The organism is Micromonospora zhanjiangensis (genome assembly GCF_042650605.1).
In the GTDB taxonomy this organism is placed as follows: domain Bacteria; phylum Actinomycetota; class Actinomycetes; order Mycobacteriales; family Micromonosporaceae; genus Micromonospora_J; species Micromonospora_J zhanjiangensis.
In genome coordinates this window covers 343,607-360,103 of sequence record NZ_JBHSBN010000003.1, presented here as the reverse complement: position 1 = coordinate 360,103, position 16,497 = coordinate 343,607, and the positions used below count along the sequence as shown (strand labels likewise).

Annotated in this window: 14 protein-coding genes; 9 read left to right on the top strand and 5 right to left on the bottom strand. The window is 73.3% G+C overall.

The genetic code is table 11. The features are described from left to right. Nucleotides 1-41: 41 nt before the first annotated feature. The 8 genes from ACFOX0_RS07610 to dpgB all read left to right on the top strand — a co-directional run bounded on the left by ACFOX0_RS07610 (nucleotide 42) and on the right by dpgB (nucleotide 7,245). A complete protein-coding gene (locus ACFOX0_RS07610; RefSeq protein ID WP_377543119.1) occupies nucleotides 42-1,301 on the top strand; it encodes an aminotransferase-like domain-containing protein in 1,260 nt (419 codons plus the stop codon). A gap of 109 nt (nucleotides 1,302-1,410) precedes the next feature. Next, a complete protein-coding gene (gene aroH, locus ACFOX0_RS07605; RefSeq protein ID WP_377543041.1) occupies nucleotides 1,411-1,797 on the top strand; it encodes a chorismate mutase in 387 nt (128 codons plus the stop codon). A 1-nt stretch (nucleotide 1,798) separates the two neighbouring features. Then, nucleotides 1,799-2,860 carry a 4-hydroxyphenylpyruvate dioxygenase gene (hppD, locus tag ACFOX0_RS07600; RefSeq protein WP_377543039.1) on the top strand — a complete coding sequence of 354 codons (1,062 nt, stop codon included), beginning with the start codon at nucleotides 1,799-1,801 and terminating at the stop codon, nucleotides 2,858-2,860. Between the two features lie 31 nt (nucleotides 2,861-2,891). Then, nucleotides 2,892-3,989, top strand: a complete 1,098-nt coding sequence (locus ACFOX0_RS07595) for a prephenate dehydrogenase (RefSeq protein ID WP_377543037.1) — start codon at nucleotides 2,892-2,894, stop codon at nucleotides 3,987-3,989. A gap of 11 nt (nucleotides 3,990-4,000) precedes the next feature. Then, the gene (locus tag ACFOX0_RS07590; RefSeq protein ID WP_377543035.1) at nucleotides 4,001-4,198 is read left to right on the top strand and encodes a ferredoxin; all 198 of its coding nucleotides are present in this window, start codon (nucleotides 4,001-4,003) and stop codon (nucleotides 4,196-4,198) included. Then, nucleotides 4,195-5,340: an NAD(P)/FAD-dependent oxidoreductase gene (locus ACFOX0_RS07585; protein ID WP_377543033.1), complete on the top strand. Its 1,146-nt coding sequence runs from the start codon at nucleotides 4,195-4,197 to the stop codon at nucleotides 5,338-5,340. The genes ACFOX0_RS07590 and ACFOX0_RS07585 overlap by 4 nt, the downstream gene beginning before the upstream one ends. 130 nt (nucleotides 5,341-5,470) lie before the next feature. Further along, on the top strand, nucleotides 5,471-6,580 hold the full coding sequence (gene dpgA, locus ACFOX0_RS07580) for a 3,5-dihydroxyphenylacetyl-CoA synthase DpgA (protein ID WP_377543031.1): 1,110 nt from the start codon (nucleotides 5,471-5,473) through the stop codon (nucleotides 6,578-6,580). Further along, entirely contained in the window at nucleotides 6,577-7,245 is a 669-nt protein-coding gene (gene dpgB, locus ACFOX0_RS07575; protein ID WP_377543029.1) for an enoyl-CoA-hydratase DpgB, read from the top strand. Before dpgA ends, dpgB begins: the two co-directional genes overlap by 4 nt. A 95-nt stretch (nucleotides 7,246-7,340) precedes the next feature. On the opposite strand, the gene ACFOX0_RS07570 is transcribed toward dpgB, so the two are convergent. Genes ACFOX0_RS07570 through ACFOX0_RS07560 form a run of 3 tightly spaced genes read right to left on the bottom strand, consistent with a single transcriptional unit; the run spans nucleotide 7,341 to nucleotide 9,513 of the window. After that, the gene (locus tag ACFOX0_RS07570) at nucleotides 7,341-8,696 is read right to left on the bottom strand and encodes an RNA polymerase sigma factor (protein ID WP_377543027.1); all 1,356 of its coding nucleotides are present in this window, start codon (nucleotides 8,694-8,696) and stop codon (nucleotides 7,341-7,343) included. A 20-nt stretch (nucleotides 8,697-8,716) separates the two neighbouring features. Next, a complete protein-coding gene (locus tag ACFOX0_RS07565; protein WP_377543025.1) occupies nucleotides 8,717-9,070 on the bottom strand; it encodes a YciI family protein in 354 nt (117 codons plus the stop codon). 29 nt (nucleotides 9,071-9,099) lie between these two features. After that, nucleotides 9,100-9,513: a DUF6069 family protein gene (locus ACFOX0_RS07560; RefSeq protein ID WP_377543023.1), complete on the bottom strand. Its 414-nt coding sequence runs from the start codon at nucleotides 9,511-9,513 to the stop codon at nucleotides 9,100-9,102. A 244-nt stretch (nucleotides 9,514-9,757) separates the two neighbouring features. On the opposite strand from ACFOX0_RS07560, the gene ACFOX0_RS07555 reads away from it, so the two are divergent. Continuing rightward, nucleotides 9,758-10,951, top strand: a complete 1,194-nt coding sequence (locus ACFOX0_RS07555) for an endonuclease (RefSeq protein WP_377543021.1) — start codon at nucleotides 9,758-9,760, stop codon at nucleotides 10,949-10,951. A gap of 69 nt (nucleotides 10,952-11,020) precedes the next feature. Here the strand turns inward: ACFOX0_RS07555 and ACFOX0_RS07550 are convergent, their stop codons facing one another. Continuing rightward, the gene (locus tag ACFOX0_RS07550) at nucleotides 11,021-12,274 is read right to left on the bottom strand and encodes a TIGR02679 family protein (RefSeq protein WP_377543019.1); all 1,254 of its coding nucleotides are present in this window, start codon (nucleotides 12,272-12,274) and stop codon (nucleotides 11,021-11,023) included. Next, nucleotides 12,271-16,467 (bottom strand): TIGR02680 family protein, encoded by a 4,197-nt coding sequence (locus tag ACFOX0_RS07545; RefSeq protein ID WP_377543017.1) that lies wholly within the window; start codon nucleotides 16,465-16,467, stop codon nucleotides 12,271-12,273. Before ACFOX0_RS07545 ends, ACFOX0_RS07550 begins: the two co-directional genes overlap by 4 nt. Between the last annotated feature and the right edge of the window lie 30 nt (nucleotides 16,468-16,497).

Sequence of the window (16,497 nt, the reverse complement as noted above, 5' to 3'; positions counted from 1 at the left end):
CGGAATTGCATTCCAGCGTGTCCGATCCGGTCCTGGACACGATGAATTTCCTCAACGAGGTGACCCTGCGGTATCCCGAGGCGATCTCGTTCGCGCCGGGGCGCCCGTACGACGGATTCTTCGACACCGAACAGGTTCTGGGTCATCTCCGCCGTTATCTCGACCACCTCGCCGACCAGGGCCGCTCGCCCGCGCAGGTGCGCACGGCGGTCTACCAGTACGGTCCGACCGCCGGCCAGATCCGCGAGATCATCGCGGACTCGTTGCGCCGGGACGAGCGGATCGACGTGCCGGTCGAGTCCATCGTGGTCACCGTCGGCGCGCAGGAGGCGATGATGCTCGTCGTCCGCGCGCTGATCCGTGACCCGCGGGACGTGCTGCTGGTCTCCAGCCCCTGTTACGTGGGCATCACCGGGGTGGCCCGGCTGCTCGACGTGACGCTCAGCCCGGTGGTGGAGCCGGCGGAGGGTTTCTCGGTGGAGGTCCTGGCGGCGACGATCCGGCGGGAACGGGCCGCCGGTCGCCGCCCGCGGGCGTTCTACGTCGTGCCCGACCACGCCAACCCGTCCGGCGCCACGCTGACCGTGGCCGACCGGACCGCGTTACTGGACCTGGCCGCGCGGGAGGATCTGCTGATCCTGGAGGACTCCCCGTACCGGTTGGTGAGCCCGGGCGACCCGGTGCCGACGCTGAAGGCGCTGGACCGGCACCGCTCGGTGGTGCACCTCGGGTCGTACTCGAAGACCCTGTTCCCAGGCGCCCGGGTGGGCTTCGCCGTGGCCGACCAGACGGTGCTGGGTGACGACGGCCGGACCGGTCTGCTGGCCGACGAGCTTTCGAAGATCAAGAGCATGGTGACGGTCAACACCTCCTCGCTGAGCCAGGCCGTGGTGGCCGGCGCGCTGCTGGCGGCCGACGGCCGGGTCTCCGAGCTGAACGCCAAGGCGGCCCAGCACTACGGCGACGCCATGCGGCGGGTGCTCGACCGGCTCGCCGACCGGCTGCCCCCGGCGCGCCGCGCCGACCTGGGCGTGCGGTGGAACGAACCCAGCGGCGGCTTCTTCCTCAGCCTGACCGTCGGCTTCGAGGCGGACGACGCGGCCCTGACCCGCTCCGCCGAGGAGTACGGCGTGATCTGGACCCCGATGCGGTACTTCCACCCGGACGACGGCGGTCGCCGCTCCATCCGGCTCTCCGTCAGCTACCTGTCGCCGGAGGAGATCGACGAGGGCGTCACCCGGCTGGTCGCGTTCATCGACGCCGAGACCGCCCGGCACCGCGCGCGCCCGGGCCCGACCTGACCGACCCGGTCCGGGCGACCGGCACCGTTCGACGCGGATCGACGAAAGGAGAAGGTGCGATGGCCGGCTCGAACACGGAAGAGTTCGACGTCCCGACCGGACGTCGGTGATGGCGGTGCATGCCATCCGGGGCGCCGTCCAGGTGTCCGCGGACGACCGGTCGCAGATCGTGGCGGCCACCACCGAGCTGGTCACCGAGATCATGACCCGTAACGACCTGGCGAGCGGTGACGTGGTCAGCGTGCTGTTCACCACGACGCCGGACCTGACCGCCGAGTTCCCGGCCCTGGCCGCGCGTAAGGCCGGACTCGACGACGTACCGCTGCTGTGCGCCAGCGAGATCGCCGTACCGGGTGCCATGCCCCGCGTGGTGCGCCTGCTCGCGCACGTCGACATCGACCGCAGCCGGACCGAGATCCGGCACGTCTACCTGGGCGGCGCCGAGGCGCTGCGCCCGGACCTCCACCCCTCCTGGCCCCACGACGGAGAGCTGTGACATGGACATTCGCTCGATCGACCATCTGGAGATCTTCACCGAGGACGCGGAGGAGACCGCGGCCCGGCTCTGCACCGGGTTCGGCTTCACCGTCCACGGCCGCGGCGGCCCGGACACCGGACGGACCGACTGCGTGTCCATCCTGCTGCGTCAGCACGACATCGCCCTGCTGGTCACCACGCCGCTCGCCGCCGGGCACCGGGCGCACGACTACCTCGCCCGGCACGGCGAGGGCGTCGCCGCGGTCGGGTTCGCCGTCGACGACGCCGCCGCGGCGTTCACCGAGGCGGTCGGGCGCGGGGCGGTGCCGCTGGGACCGCCGCAGACCGTCGGCCGCGAGGGGGAGGCCGTCACGTTCGCCTCGGTGGACGGGTTCGGCGACGTCGAGCACCGCTTCACCTCGCGCCGGAATCCGGCCGGCCCGTTCGCCCCGGGCCGCATCGCCGAGCGCCCGCAACCGGCCGCGGGACTGCTGCGGGAGGTCGACCACCTGGCCGTCTGCCTGCCGGCCGGTGAACTGGACGCCGCCATCCGCCGGTACCAGGACGTGTTCGACCTCGAACAGACCTTCGAGGAACAGATCATCGTCGGCAAGCAGGCGATGCGGTCCAAGGTGGTGCAGAGCCGGTCCCGCGGCGTGACCTTCACCATCATCGAGCCGGATCTCGACCGCGACCCCGGGCAGATCGACGCGTTCATCGAGGCCCACGACGGCGCCGGCGTACAGCACGTGGCGTTCCGCACCGAGGACATCGTGACCGGGGTCCGCACCTGCGCGGCCCGGGGCGTGCCCTTCCTGTCCACGCCGGGGGAGTACTACCAGGCGCTGCCGGAGCGGCTCGGCCCGGTCGGCGTACCGGTGGAGCAGCTGCGCGAGCTGAGCATCCTGGCCGACCGGGACTACGCGGGCGTCATGCTGCAGATCTTCACGGCGTCCACCCACCCGCGGCACACGCTCTTCTACGAGCTGATCGAGCGGCGCGGCGCCCGTACCTTCGGCACCAACAACATCAAGGCCCTGTACGAGGCGGTCGAACGCGAACAGGCCGCGGCGCAGGCCTGACGGGCCACCGCCGACGCTGGGGGGGGCTCCGTTGGTTCGCAGTCTTCTGGTGATCGGGACCGGTCTGGTGGGCACCTCGGTGGCGCTGGCCGCGCGGCGCGCCGGAGTCACCGTCTTCCTGGCCGATCGCGACGCCACGGCGGTCCGGGTGGCCGAGTCGCTCGGGGCGGGGCTGACCGGAACGCCCGGCCGCCCGGTGGACCTCGCGCTGATCGCCGTACCGCCCGCCCAGGTCGGTACGGTCCTGCGGGACGCGCAGCGGCGGCGATCGGCGCACAGCTACACCGACGTGGCCGGGGTCAAGGGCGGGCCGGAACGCGACGTGCTGCGGCTGGCGCCCGACCCGGCGGCGTACGTCGGTGGTCACCCGATGGCCGGCCGGGAGCGGTCCGGTCCGTTGGCGGCCACCGCCGACCTGTTCAGCGGCCGGACCTGGGTGTTGACCCCGTCCGAACGGACCGGCGCCGAGGCCCTGCGGAACGCCGGCACGCTGGCCGAACTCTGCGGCGCGGTGCCGGTGCGGTTGGACAGCCGGGAACACGATGCCCTGGTGGCGGTGACCTCACACGTGCCGCACCTGATGGCGAGCCTCACCGCGGCCCGGCTGCGGGACGCGCCGACCGGCACGGAGACGCTGGTCGGCCAGGGCGTACGCGACGTCACCCGGATCGCGGCCGGCGACCCGGCGCTGTGGGCCGACATCGTCCGGTCCAACGCCCCGGCGGTGGCCGCGGTGCTCCGCGAGGTCTGCGACGACCTCACCCGGTTGTCGGCCGCGGTCGACGTCCTCGCCGGATCCGGGCCGGACGGGCACGACTCCGCCCTGCGTACGGTCACCGACGTGCTGGCGCGCGGGGTGGCCGGTGCGGTCCGGACCCGGCCGGCCGGTGCGTTCGCCCGGTTCCCGGTGATCCTCGACCGGGAACCGGGCGCGCTGGGCCGGCTGTTGGCCGCGGCGGCGCCGCACGGCGTCGTCGCGGACCGGGTCGACGCGGCCCGTCCCGGCGACGACGAGCTGATGGTCCACCTGCGGGTGCCGGCCGACGCGGCCGGCGCCGCGCTGGCGGAACTCGCCGCGGCCGGCTGGAACGTCGGACGGTGCGAGTCCGCCCCGTCCCCAACCCGCTGAAGGAGCCGCCCGTGCGAGTGGAAGTCGACGAGTCCCGATGCGTCACCGCCGGCCAGTGCGTCATGGCCGCGCCGGACGTCTTCGACCAGCGCGAGGAGGACGGCGTGGCGGTCGTCCTGGTGGCCGCGCCCGGCACCGAGCGGCACGAGGCGGTGCGGCAGGCCGCCGCGTCATGCCCGGGCGTGGCGATCCGGCTGGTGCGGACGTGAACCGGATCGTCGTGGTCGGTGCCTCGGCGGCCGGCCTCGCGGCCGCCGAAACCCTCCGCCGGGAGGGCTTCGACGGAACCGTCACGCTGGTCGGCGCCGAACCCGTTCCGCCGTACGACCGTCCGCCGCTGTCCAAGCAGATCCTTTCCGGGGTCTGGGAGGCGGACCGGTTGGCGCTGCGGACCGAGGACCAGCTCACCGCGCTCCGGCTGGACCTGCGCCTCGGGGCGCGGGCCGTGGCGCTGGACACCGCCGGGCGGACCGTCACGCTGGACGACGGCACCGACGTACCCTTCGACGGGCTGGTCATCGCCACCGGGGTGCGACCGCGGCGACTGCCGGGCGGCGGGGCACGGGTGCTGCGTACCGTCGGTGACGCCCTCGAACTGCGGACGGTCCTGCGTCCCGGGGCCCGGGTGGCCGTGGTCGGCGCCGGCTTCCTCGGCGTCGAGTGCGCCGCCGCGGCCCGCGGTCGCGGCTGCGCGGTGACCCTGTTCGAACCGGCGCCGGTGCCGCTCGCCCACGCCGTCGGCGAGCGGGTCGGCCGGTTCCTGACCGAGCTGCACCGGGACCACGGGGTCGACGTGCGCACCGGTGTCGCCGTCCGCGCGGCCGACGACGAGGTGCTGGCCGGGGCGGACGTGGTGGTGGCCGCCGTCGGCTCGCGACCCGACACCGAATGGCTGGCCGGCAGCGGCCTGACCGTCGACGACGGCGTGGTGTGCGACGAGTTCTGCGCGGCCGCGCCCGGGATCTACGCGGCCGGCGACGTGGCCCGCTGGTTCAACCCGTTGTTCAGGGTGGCCATGCGCGTCGAGCACCGCACCAACGCCGCCGAGCAGGGCATGGCCGCCGCCCGCAACCTGCTGCATCCGGACGCGCGCAAGCCGTTCGCGCCGGTGCCGTACTTCTGGTCCGACCAGTACGACGTGAAGCTCCACGCCTACGGTCACCTGCGCGGCCACGACTCCGTCGAGATCGTCGAGGGGTCGCCGGCGCGGCGCCGGTTCCTGGCCGCCTATCACCGCGCGGGCCGCCTGGTCGGGGCGGTCGCCGTCGGTATGCCGCCCCGGCTCGTCCGCCCGTGGCGGCAGGCCGTCGCTCTCGCCCGGCCCGCGGGAAGCGGTTGGACAGCCGTTTGACGTCGATTAAAGCTCGCCAATACCGTCGCGGCGTCAGGTTGTTCGCCGAATTCCGGAGGTTCGTGATGACTGCCGAGTCAGTCAAGACGGTGGTGCGCAGCAAGCGTCGCATGTGGGGGTGGATGTACCGATGACGGCCATTCTCGAGCGTCCCGTCCGGGCCCGCGTCCCGGTCGCCATCCCGGCCATGTCGAGAATGGTCGCGGTGGGCACCGCGGTGACCGGGACCTCGGTCTCCCAGCCCGAATTGCTGGAGCTTCTCGGGATCGAGAACCCGAAGGTCAGGTCCGTCTATCTGAACAGCGCCATCGCCAACCGCAGCCTCACCCTGCCGGAGCCCGACGCCGACGGCGTGCGCCGGCCCGAGCCGCAGGGTGACCTGCTGGCTAAGCACAAGCGCCTCGCCGTCGAGATGGGCGGCCAGGCCCTGCAGAACTGCCTCAAGAACATCGGCGCCTCGCTGGCGGACCTGCGCCACCTGTGTTGCGTGACGTCGACCGGCTTCCTCACCCCCGGCCTCAGCGCGCTGATCATCAAAGACCTCGGCATCGACCCGCACTGCAGCCGTTCCGACATCGTCGGCATGGGCTGCAACGCGGGCCTCAACGCGCTCAACGTCGTCGCCGGTTGGTCGGCGGCGCACCCCGGTGAACTCGGCGTCGTCCTCTGCGCCGAGGCGTGCTCGGCCGCGTACGCCCTGGACGGCACCATGCGTACCGCCGTGGTCAACAGCCTCTTCGGGGACGGCGCGGCGGCCCTGGCGCTGGTCAGCGACGGACCGGGCGTGGCCGCCGGGTCGGGACCGCGGATCCTCAAATTCGCCAGCTTCCTGATCACCGACGCGATCGACGCGATGCGCTACGACTGGGACAGCGACCTCGATCGCTTCAGCTTCTTTCTCGACCCGCAGATCCCGTACGTCGTCGGGGCCAACGCCGAGACGGTGGTCGACCGCCTGCTCGCCGGCACCGGGCTGCGGCGCAGCGACATCGCGCACTGGCTGGTCCACTCCGGCGGCAAGAAGGTCATCGACGCGGTCGTGGTCAACCTGGGCCTGAGCCGGCACGACGTCCGGCACACCGTCGGGGTCCTGCGCGACCACGGTAACGTCTCCAGCGGCTCGTTCCTGTTCTCCTACGAGCGGTTGGTCAGGGAGGGCGTCGCCGCGCCCGGGGACTACGGAATCCTGATGACCATGGGCCCCGGCTCCACCATCGAGACGGCGCTGGTCCAGTGGTGACCGCGACGGGAGTCGACGACCCGGTGCTGCGGGTCGACGGGACCGAGCCGGTCTCATCGGCGGCCGTCGAGGCGCTGCTGGGAATCTGTGACCGGGCCGCCACCGGAACCGGCCCGCTGATCGTGTACGCGGCGGGTGCGCCGCGCCCCGGCTGGACGAGGGAGCTCGACGTCGGACTGCTGACCAAGTGGGAACGCGCGGTGCGCCGGCTGGAACACCTCGACCTGCTCACCGTGGGCGTCGCGGCCGGCGAGTGCGGCGGCACGGCGCTGGACGTGCTGCTGGCCACGGACGTCCGGATCGCCGTCGCCGGTGCCCGCCTCGTGGTGAGTTCGAGCGGCGACGCCACCTGGCCCGGCATGGCGCTGTACCGGCTCGCCCGGCAGGGTGCCGGCCGGCGCCTGCGCAGGGCGGGACTGCTGGGCACGCCGATCGGGGCCGAGCAGGCCCTGGCGGCCGGGCTGGTCGACGTCGTCGTCGACCGGCCGGACGAGGTCCTCGCGGAGGTCACCGCCGTGGCGGGCACCGTCGCCGGCGCGGAGTTGGCGATCCGGCGGCGGTTGCTGCTCGACGCCCCGGGACACAGCTTCGAGGAGGCGCTCGGTTCCCACCTGGCCGCCTGCGACCGCGCCCTCCGGCGGGTCGTCGCGTCAGCGGGAACCTGAGACGCCACGGGCAGCGGGCGTGGTTCGCCCGCTGCCCGGACCCGAAGCGGTGGCGCCCGCCGCGACGCGGCGGCCACCGGCGGAATCGAGATGGATCACCGACGCTCCTCGTCGCGCATGGCCGCGAACGTGGCGGCCACGTCCACCTCATCATCGCCGAGCTTTGGCGGAAGCGGCACCGGACCGCCCCCGGTCGGGGCGACAGCTCGTCCGGTAGCTACCAGCTTGTTCAGCGTCGACCTGTCGTCACCTAGGGGGTCCGGCGTCCGGGCGTCGAGTTCGGCGCGGCGGGCCCGCAGGAAGGCGTACTCGGTCTCGTTGGTGGTCAGCGCCATGGCCTCGTCGTAGGCGGCTCGGGCCGCCGCGTCGCGGCCGAGCCGGGCCAGCAGTTCGGCCCGGGTGGCGGGCAGCCGGTGGTAACCGGGGAGGTCGATCTCCGCCAACGCGGCCAGGGCCGCCGCCGGTCCGTGCACCTCGGCGACGGCGACCGCCCGGTTGAGCGCGACGACCGGGGTCGGCGTGATCGCGAGGAGCTGGTCGTAGAGGGCCAGGACCTGCCGCCAGTCGGTGCCGGCGCCGTCGGTGTGCACCGCGTTGATCGCGGCCTGGATCTGGTACGGGCCGGGCCGGTTGCGCCGCAGGCAGCGGCGGACCAGGTCGTGGCCCTCGGTGATCAGGGCCCGGTTCCACAACGACCGGTCCTGATCGGCCAGCAGCACCAGCTCGCCGGTCGGGCCGAGCCGGGCCGGCCGGCGGGCCTCGGTCAGCAGCAACAGGGCGAGCAGGCCGAGCACCTCGGGCTCGTCGGGCATCAACGCGGCGAGTTCACGGGCCAGGCGGATCGCCTCGGTGCACAGGTCCGCCTCGATCAGCGGCCCGGCGGTGGACGCGTAACCCTCGTTGAACATCAGGTAGAGCACGGTGAGCACCGGCGGCAACCGGTCCGGCAGCTCGTGTCCGGCGGGTATCCGGTAGGGGATGCCGGCGTCGCGGATCTTCTTCTTGGCCCGCACGATCCGCTGCGCGACGGTCGACTCCTGGACCAGGTAGGCCCGGGCGATCTGCGGTACCTCCAGGCCGCCGAGCAGGCGGAGGGTGAGGGCGGTCCGCGCGTCGGGAGCCAACGCCGGATGGCAGCAGGTGAAGATGAGTCGGAGCTGGTCGTCCTTCACCGGTCCGACCTCCTGGGGCTCGTCCTGTTGTTGCAGCAGCAGGGCCTGGGCGTGCCGGGCCTCGCGGGTCGACTCCCGGCGAAGCCGGTCGATGGCCCGGTTGCGGGCGGTGGTCACGATCCAGGCGCCCGGATTCGGCGGCGGCGTCTGCCATTTCCGCAGCGCGGTGGTGAAGGCGTCCTGGACCGCCTCCTCGGCGAGGTGGATGTCGCCGAGGAAGCGGGTCAGGGTGGCGACGCAGCGGCCGTACTCCGCGCGGTAGATGTTCGCCAGGTCCATCTCGGGGATCCGGCTCCCGGTCAGGCCTGGGACAGGTCGTCGAACGGGCGTACCTCGACCGGACCGCAGGCCGCCGCGCACTTCTCGGCCCAGGCCAGCGCCTGGTCCAGGTCGGCGCACTTGATGACCCAGAAACCGCCGATGTGCTCCTTCGTCTCGGCGAACGGTCCGTCGGTCATGGTGGTGGTGCCGCCCTCGATCCGGACCACGGTGGCGCTCTCCGGTGGCAGGAGCCCGCCGGCGAAGACCCAGGCGCCCGCGGCCCGCATCTCGTCGTTGACCCGGCCGGTCGCCTCGAACATGGTCCGCATCTCCTCGTCGGACGGCGCCGGGGCGCCCTCGACGGAGTGCACGGAGATCAGGTACTGCCTCATGACGGTCCTTTCGGTAACTGGATGGTGGGTCAGGCGGCCAGCCGGCGCGCGACGGCGGGGATCACGATCGCGGCCGCGACCAGGTGGGTGAACATCAGCAGCGCCTTGGTCGCCGGACCGGCGGCGACGATCACGTCCGGCACCAGCGACAGCACGGTCAGCGCCACCGTGAGGCGGACGAACGCGCGTCGCGGACGCCGGGCGAACCGGGCCAGCAGCGCGGCGATGACCACGCCGATCAGCGAGAAGACGGCGGTCAGCACGCCGAACCCGGAGACCGGGATCGGCGCGCCGGCGACGTCCAGGCTGACCCCCGCCGCGTGACCGGCCGCGGCGACGGCCACGGTGCTGACGCTCGCCGCAGCCGTGGCGACGACACCGGTGCGGATCAGCGCACCGATGGTCGACGTGGTGGCGGGGGTCGTGTTCACGGCGATGCTCATGATGCCCTCCAGCGGGGGTACGGGCCGGCTCGGTGCCGGGCTCTCACCAGGGCAACGAAAGGAACCGACCCCGATCGACAGGTGAGCCCGAAAAAGTTTCCCGCACATTCGACGGTCGCGTGGTCGCGTGGTCGCGCGGTCGTGCGGTCGTGCGGTCGCGCGGTCGCGCGGTTGTGCTTTCGCGCGCGGAAGTTTCCGTCCTGACCTCCCGATATTCACCCGGCACCCACTAGCATCGCCAGTCATGGATATCAAGAGCGTCACCCGTTCGCGACCCGGGCGGTTGATCGCGGCGTGCGCGCTGGCCGTCACCCTGGCGACCCCGCTGGCGGTGACCGGCCCGGCATCGGCGGCGACCACCCTGACCGTCGCCCAGTCGCTGGCCGCCCAGGACGGCCGGAGCGCCTCCGTCACCGGCTACGTCGTCGGTCAACCTACCGCGACGAACACGGTGATCACGTCCAACTACACCGCTGACACGGCGATCGCGATCGCCGACGCGGCCGCCGAGACCGGCACCGGCAGGATGCTGTACGTGCAGGTCACCGCGGCCTGGCGGAGCAGCTTCGGGCTGCTCAGCACCCCGTCGCTGCGGGGCCGGCAGGTCACCGTGACCGGCACCCTCACCGCGTACTTCAGCCACGGTGGCCTGAAGAACCCGACGGCGATGAGCCTGGGCGGCGGCGCCGGCCCGTCCCCGACCGCCTCGCCGACCGCCTCGCCGACGCCCGCCCCGACCGGCGGCCCGTACGACTCCACCTACTACGCCTCCGCGATCGGCAGGACCGGTACGACCCTGCGCAATTCGCTGCACGCCGTCATCAAGGTGCAGACGAAGCTCTCGTACGACCAGGTGTGGGACGCGCTCAGGGACACCGACGAGGATCCGGCCAACCCGGCCAACGTCATCCTGCTCTACTCCGGACGCTCGCAGAGCAAGTCCGGCAACGGCGGCGGCGTGAACGACTGGAACCGGGAGCACGTCTGGGCCAAGTCGCACGGTAACTTCGGCACCGCCACCGGTCCCGGCACCGACGTGCACCACCTGCGGCCGGAGGACGTGTCGGTCAACTCGGAGCGCGGCAACAAGGACTTCGACTCGGGCGGCGGGGCCGTCAGCGAGGCACCGGGCTGCTACACCGACGCCGACTCGTTCGAGCCGCGGAACGCGGTGAAAGGCGACGTGGCGCGCATGATCCTCTACATGGCGATCCGGTACGAGGGCGACGACGGCTGGCCGAACCTGGAGCCCAACGACTCGGTGAGCAACGGCAGTGCCCCGTACCTGGGGCGGCTCAGCAAGCTGCTGGCGTGGAACGACCAGGACCCGCCGGACGCCTTCGAGAAGCGCCGTAACCAGCGGATCTACGAGCGCTGGCAGGGCAACCGGAACCCGTTCGTCGACCATCCGGAGTGGGCCCGGGCCATCTGGAGTTGATCATCGAGCCCGGCGGGTGCCCACCTCGTCGACTCGTCGACGGGGGAGCCACGGGCGAGGGCACGGAGGTCATTCCGAGCCGGCCAGATCGGCGAGGAGCGCGTCGAGGACCAGTTCCTCCTCGACGCGCGCCCCGTGCCGGAGCATGAGTTCGGTCAGCTCGGCGTCCCAGCCGGCCTCGACCGGTTGACCGGTCAGCGTCCCCGGTGCGGCGCCCACGACCGCCGCCCGGTACGCCGTGGCGTCGTACCGCCAGGGCCGCCACGGGACGCGCGAGCGCAACAGGTTGGCGATCCGGACCCCGCCCCAGTCGAAGTCGCCGTGGTAGGACAGCCGGGCGCCACCGGCCGCGAGCACGACCAGCAGCCGTAGCGCCGCCGCGCTCGGCTGACCGTTGACGCAGACCAGCGGCGGGCACGCCGGGCCGAGCCGGTCGGCCGCGGCGGCCAGCACCGTCGGGTTCTCGCAGACGTGGACGGTGCCGGCCGGGAAGCTCGGCCGCTCGCGGCCGAGCTGGCGCAGGGTCAGCACGAGCGGCTCGCCGACGTTCGCGGCGGGCGCGGTGAGGGCGTGCAGCCGGCTGCCCACCGCAGCCGTCACGTTGAGCACCAGGACGGTCGAGGACAGTTCGTCGACGAGAACCCCGGCGCTGTCCCACAGCGCGCGCCGCCGTTCGGTCGGGGAGGTCGGCTCGTCGTCGCCGGGCCACCAGGCGGCCCGGACCGCCGACAGCACGAGGGTGGCCAGCGGACGGTCGGTGTCCAGGGCGTGCGCGTCACCGGTCGCGCGCGCGGCGAGCCGGGCCAGGGGAGTCCCCTCGGCGGGCAACAGCGCCAGCACCTGGACAAGATCCTCGGCGAGGCGACTCGCCGCGGCCGGCGTTCCGGACAGCCGACGCAGCAGCGTGACCGTCCCGCGGTCGGTGCTCCAGTCGGCCAGTTCCGTCCCGCGCCGGCCCAGCCGCTCCAGTGGCGCCGACGCGGTACGCCAGGCGGCCTCCTCGGCGGCGCGGATCTCCGCGCTCACCGGCACCGGCCCGGTGAGTCGCTCCACAGCGGCGGCCAGCCCGGCCGGGTGCAGGCCACTACGGCGGACCACCCGGTCGAGGTCGTCGAGGTTGATCGTCAGGGAGGTGCCGCGTCCGGGGCGCCGTCCCAGCAGCCGTTCCATCGCCAGCCGTTCGGCCGGCGTCGGCCGGCTGAGCGAGATCGTACCGGTCAGCGGCTGGCCCCGGGCCATCCGCTGACGCAGCCGCTGGACGACCCGGTCGGTGTCGGCACCACCGAGCCGACGGCGCAGCCGATCCACGTCGGGTTCGGTCACCCGGTGGTCCGCAGGCCGGGCTGTGCCGGAGCGGCGGGCTCGGCCCCGCCCGGTTCGCCGTCGGGTCGGGACGGCCGCTGGTGCGGCAGCGCGAGGTCGGCGCGACGCAACCGGTGCCGTTCCCGTCCGTCCCACCGCCACGGGGTGACCAGAACGGCGTCGATGCCGTCGTGCCGGGCCAACTGGGCGATGCCCAGACCGGGCACCTGCGGGTAGCAGCCCCATTCCCGTTCGCTGGTCATCACCACGTCCAGATCGAAGGTGGCGAGCAGCCCGAGACACTTGGCCCGGGAGTCGTCGTCCACCCCGGCGAACGCCTCGTCCAGAGCGATCAGACGCGGCGCGTGCGCGTTGCCCGCCGAGCCGTAGTACGAGGAGGCGGCGGCGAACAGCGGGATGCTGGCGGCCAGGACCCGTTCGCCACCGGAGGCGGGACCGGTGGCCGGTCGCCACTGCCCGTCCTGGTGGCGCTGGATCGCGAACTCGTGCCAGGCCCGGTAGTCGAGCGCCCGGGTGAGCTGTTCGTACCAGGTCGCCGCCTCGTCGCGCAGTCGTTCCCGGCCGATCTGCTCCTGCAGGAAGGCGCCGATCGCCCGGCGGTCCTCGTCGTTCCACACATCGGTGCTCTGCCGCAGCTGCCGGGCGCGCAGCTCGGCCAGGCCCGGCGGGGCGTCCCGGGTGGGCCGCCACGACAACCGCAGCCGCATCCCGGTGGAGGTGGGTCGCTCCTCCAGTTCGTCGTTCATCGTCGCCACCTGTCGTTCCGCTCCGGCGACGAGTTCCTGCAGGGCCCCGGCGACCTCGTTGACGAGGTGGGTCTCCAACACCTCCCGCTCATGGGCGGAGAGCACCCGCTGCCGTTCCTCGATTTCGGTGACCAGTGCGGCGGACAGCTCCGCGACCGTACGGCTGTGCCCCTGAAAGGTCACCTCCACGATCATGGTGTCCTCGCGGACCGCCGGCAACACCTGGTGGCCGTGTCGGGACAGGCTGTCGGTGAGCACCTTCATGTCCAGGCTCACCTGCTGCTGGACGCGTTCCCAGGCGCGGTCGGCGTCGTCCACGTCGGTCAGCAGCCGGTCGATTCCTCGGGCCACCAGGACGGCCGGCGTGGTCGCCCACGCTTGTCGCGGATCGGGGACCTCCTGGTCGGGGCAGGCCAGCTCGATCAGGCCGGTGCCGGCGAAGGCCCGCAGCACCTCGACGGCGGTGTCCCGGGACCGGGTGGCCTCGTCGAGTTCGTCGGTCAGCCGGGAACGTCGACCGTTGGCGTCGCCCCGGTCGTCCCGGGCGTCGCGTTCGGTCTGCCGGGTGGCGTCGCGCTCCCGCTCGTACGCCTTCGCGGCGTCGGCCACCTCGCGGATCTCGCGCTCCAACTCGGCGACGGACGCCCCGGCGGTGGCATCCAGCGTCTCGAACTCCACCCGGGCCAGCCCGGCCTGCTCCCGCGCCTCGGCGGCCTCGATGGCGGCCGGTTCGAGCCGGTCCAGCCGTTCCTCGTACGTCCGCGACGCCTCGTCGCGGCGGCGGGTCGCGGCGCGTACCCCGGTCAGGGTGGGCCACCAGGCGGCGAGCGTCACCTGGTAGTCCTGGAGCCCGTCCCTGGCCTCGGCCAACTCGTCGAGGTCGTACGGCAGGCCGACGTCCCCGGCGAACTCGATCGCCTCGGCCAACGCCGCCTGCGCCGCGGCGGCCACCGTACGCAGGTTCGCCGTCGCCTCGTCGCGCCTGCCGATCGTCTCCCGGCGCTGCTGGTGGGCGCCGCGGACCAGGGTGTGCGCCTCGCGAAGCGGCTGGTCGTCCGGGAGACCCTCGATCTCCCGGCCGACCCGCCGGCGTCTGGTGTCCAGGGTGGAGCGTTGGTCGGCGAGGTCGGCCGCCACCGTCGCCAGTTCCGCGGCCTCCTGGCGCAGGACGGCGATCCGGGCCCGGCGGGCCCGCTCCCGGGCGCCGTCGCCGATGTGCTCCGCGTCCGGTTTCGTCCATCGGCCGGCGACGACACCGTTGCCGAAGTCACCGTCGGCGGTGACCCAGGTCCGCGCCTTGGAGTCGGCGCCGAGGCCGATGGCGGCGAGGACGGCCGCGACGGTCTGTTCGGTCAACGCGGTGGCGTACGGATCGGCCTCGTCGATCGCCGGCCGCAACAGCGTCCCGAGGTTGGCGTCCGCCACGTCGACGGGACGCAGCACCGCGTCCCCGCTCACCGGGTTCCGAACCGTGCCGTCCGGGTCGACCCACGCGTCGAGCACCCCGGCGGCCTCCAGCGCCGCCTCGACACCGGCGCGCACGTCGGCTGGCACGTCGGCGACGAAGTCGACGACCCGCCACAGCGGAGCGCCCGGCCGGCCGACCCGTGCCGCCGGGGACCGGGTGTGCGGTGCCGACGGTGGTTGGTGCGCCCCGTCGGTCAACCGGCGCAGCTCGGCGTCGATCTCTCCGGACCGTTCCGCCACCTGACGCTGCTCGGCCTCCACCGCGGCGTCGGCCCGGGCGATCGCCTCAGCGGCGGCCCGGCCGGCCGAGGTGACCTCCCGGGTGGTCGGATTGTCCCCGTCCAGGGTGGTCACCCAGGAATCGAGCCGGCCCAGCACCGCCTCCGGATCGGCGACGGGCAGCTCGACCAGACCGGACAGATACTCCCCGGTCCGCCGGACCAGCGCCCGCCCCCGCTCGGTCACCCGGGCGTCAGCCTCGGTGATCGCCTCGTCGGCCGCGGCCAACTCGGCGTCCAGCCGGTCGACCTCCTCCCGGGCCCGGTCGGCCCGGATCCGCGCCTGATCGGCGGCGGTGCGCAGCCGGTCAAGGGTGCGCAGGGCGAGCCGCCGCGCTTCGATCAGCTCGTCGGCGGCGCGGCGCGCCTCGGCCAACCCGCCGGGAGAGCCGTCGTCCGGTTCGTTCCGCAGGGCGGCGAGCACCCGGTCGCGGTGCCGGTCGGCGACCCGCGCCGCCGCCGCGCTCCGCGTCGCCCCGGTACGCGCCGCGTCCTCGGCGGCCTCGGCCGCCCGCAGCTCGTCGGCCGCCTGCTCGGCGGTACGTCGGGTCCGGGCCACGTCCGCCTCGATGTCGCGCAGCCGCTGCGCCTGGCGGTCGGCGAACTCGGCCTGCCGATCGGCCACCTCCCGCAACCGGCGCAGGTGCTCGGCGGTCCTCGCCTCGGGGCTCTCCCGCAATGCCTGCCCGCGCGCGGTCAGCTCGGTGATCCGCGCGTCCAGCGCCAGCAGGTGGGCCTCGGCCTGCGCCACCCGCTCGTCGGCCTGCTCGTACGCCCGCTGCGCCTCGCCGAACTCACGGCCCAGATGTTCGTACCGGCTGTGCTGCTGCCGGAGCACAGCGGCCTTGCGTTTCGTCGCGATCCGCGCGTACTGCCGGTAGCGGGCCAGGAAGTCGTCGCCGGCCTTCTGCGTCTCCCGCAGCTCGGTCAGCGTCTCCCGCTCGTCGTCGAGCCCGCGGAACGCCTCGGCGACCTGGGTGATCAGGTTCTCGCTCAGCGGCGGCAGCGCGTCACTGAGCGCCCGCGACAGGCTCTTCTCGTCCGGGCGCTTCGACAACTGCGGCTGCCGCAACTTGATCAACAGCGACACCAGCGCGTCGTACCGGTTGCCCAGGCCGAAGAGCCGCTCGTCGACCGCCCGCCGGTAGTCGACCGCCCGTTCGTAGATCATTCCTTCCGGGCCGATCGCGTCGCGCAACCGGTCCCGGGTGAGCGCCGTCCCGGTGGCGGTGAGCAACCGCAGGTCCGCGCCGACCCGTTGACCGGTGACGAAGTACCAGTGCCGCGCGATCCCACGGCCGGCCACCGCCTTCAGGCCGCAGCCCAGGGTCAGGAATCGGGGCGTGCCGTCGACGTCCCGGCGACCGAACTCCAGCCAGGTGTAGCCGGTCCGTTCCGGATGCGGGTGGCGGCCGCCGAGCAGCAGGTTCCACTCCATCCGCTTGTGCGGGTCCCCGTCGGGCTCCACCCGGTACGGCGCGAGGTCCCCGTCCAGCAGGAACGGGACGGTCAGCGCGAGCACCTTCGACTTGCCCGTACCGTTGTTGCCACGTAACAGCAGGCTGCCACCGTGGAAATGGAACTCCTCCTGGTCGTAGTAGAAGATGTCGACCAGCCCGGCCCGCAACGGTTGCCACCGTTCCCGGTCCGGTGTCGGCAGTTCCCGGTCCGGCGTCGACGTCGGTGCGGTGGCGGCGGTCACGGTGGCGGTTATCTCCTCTGGTCGGCGGAT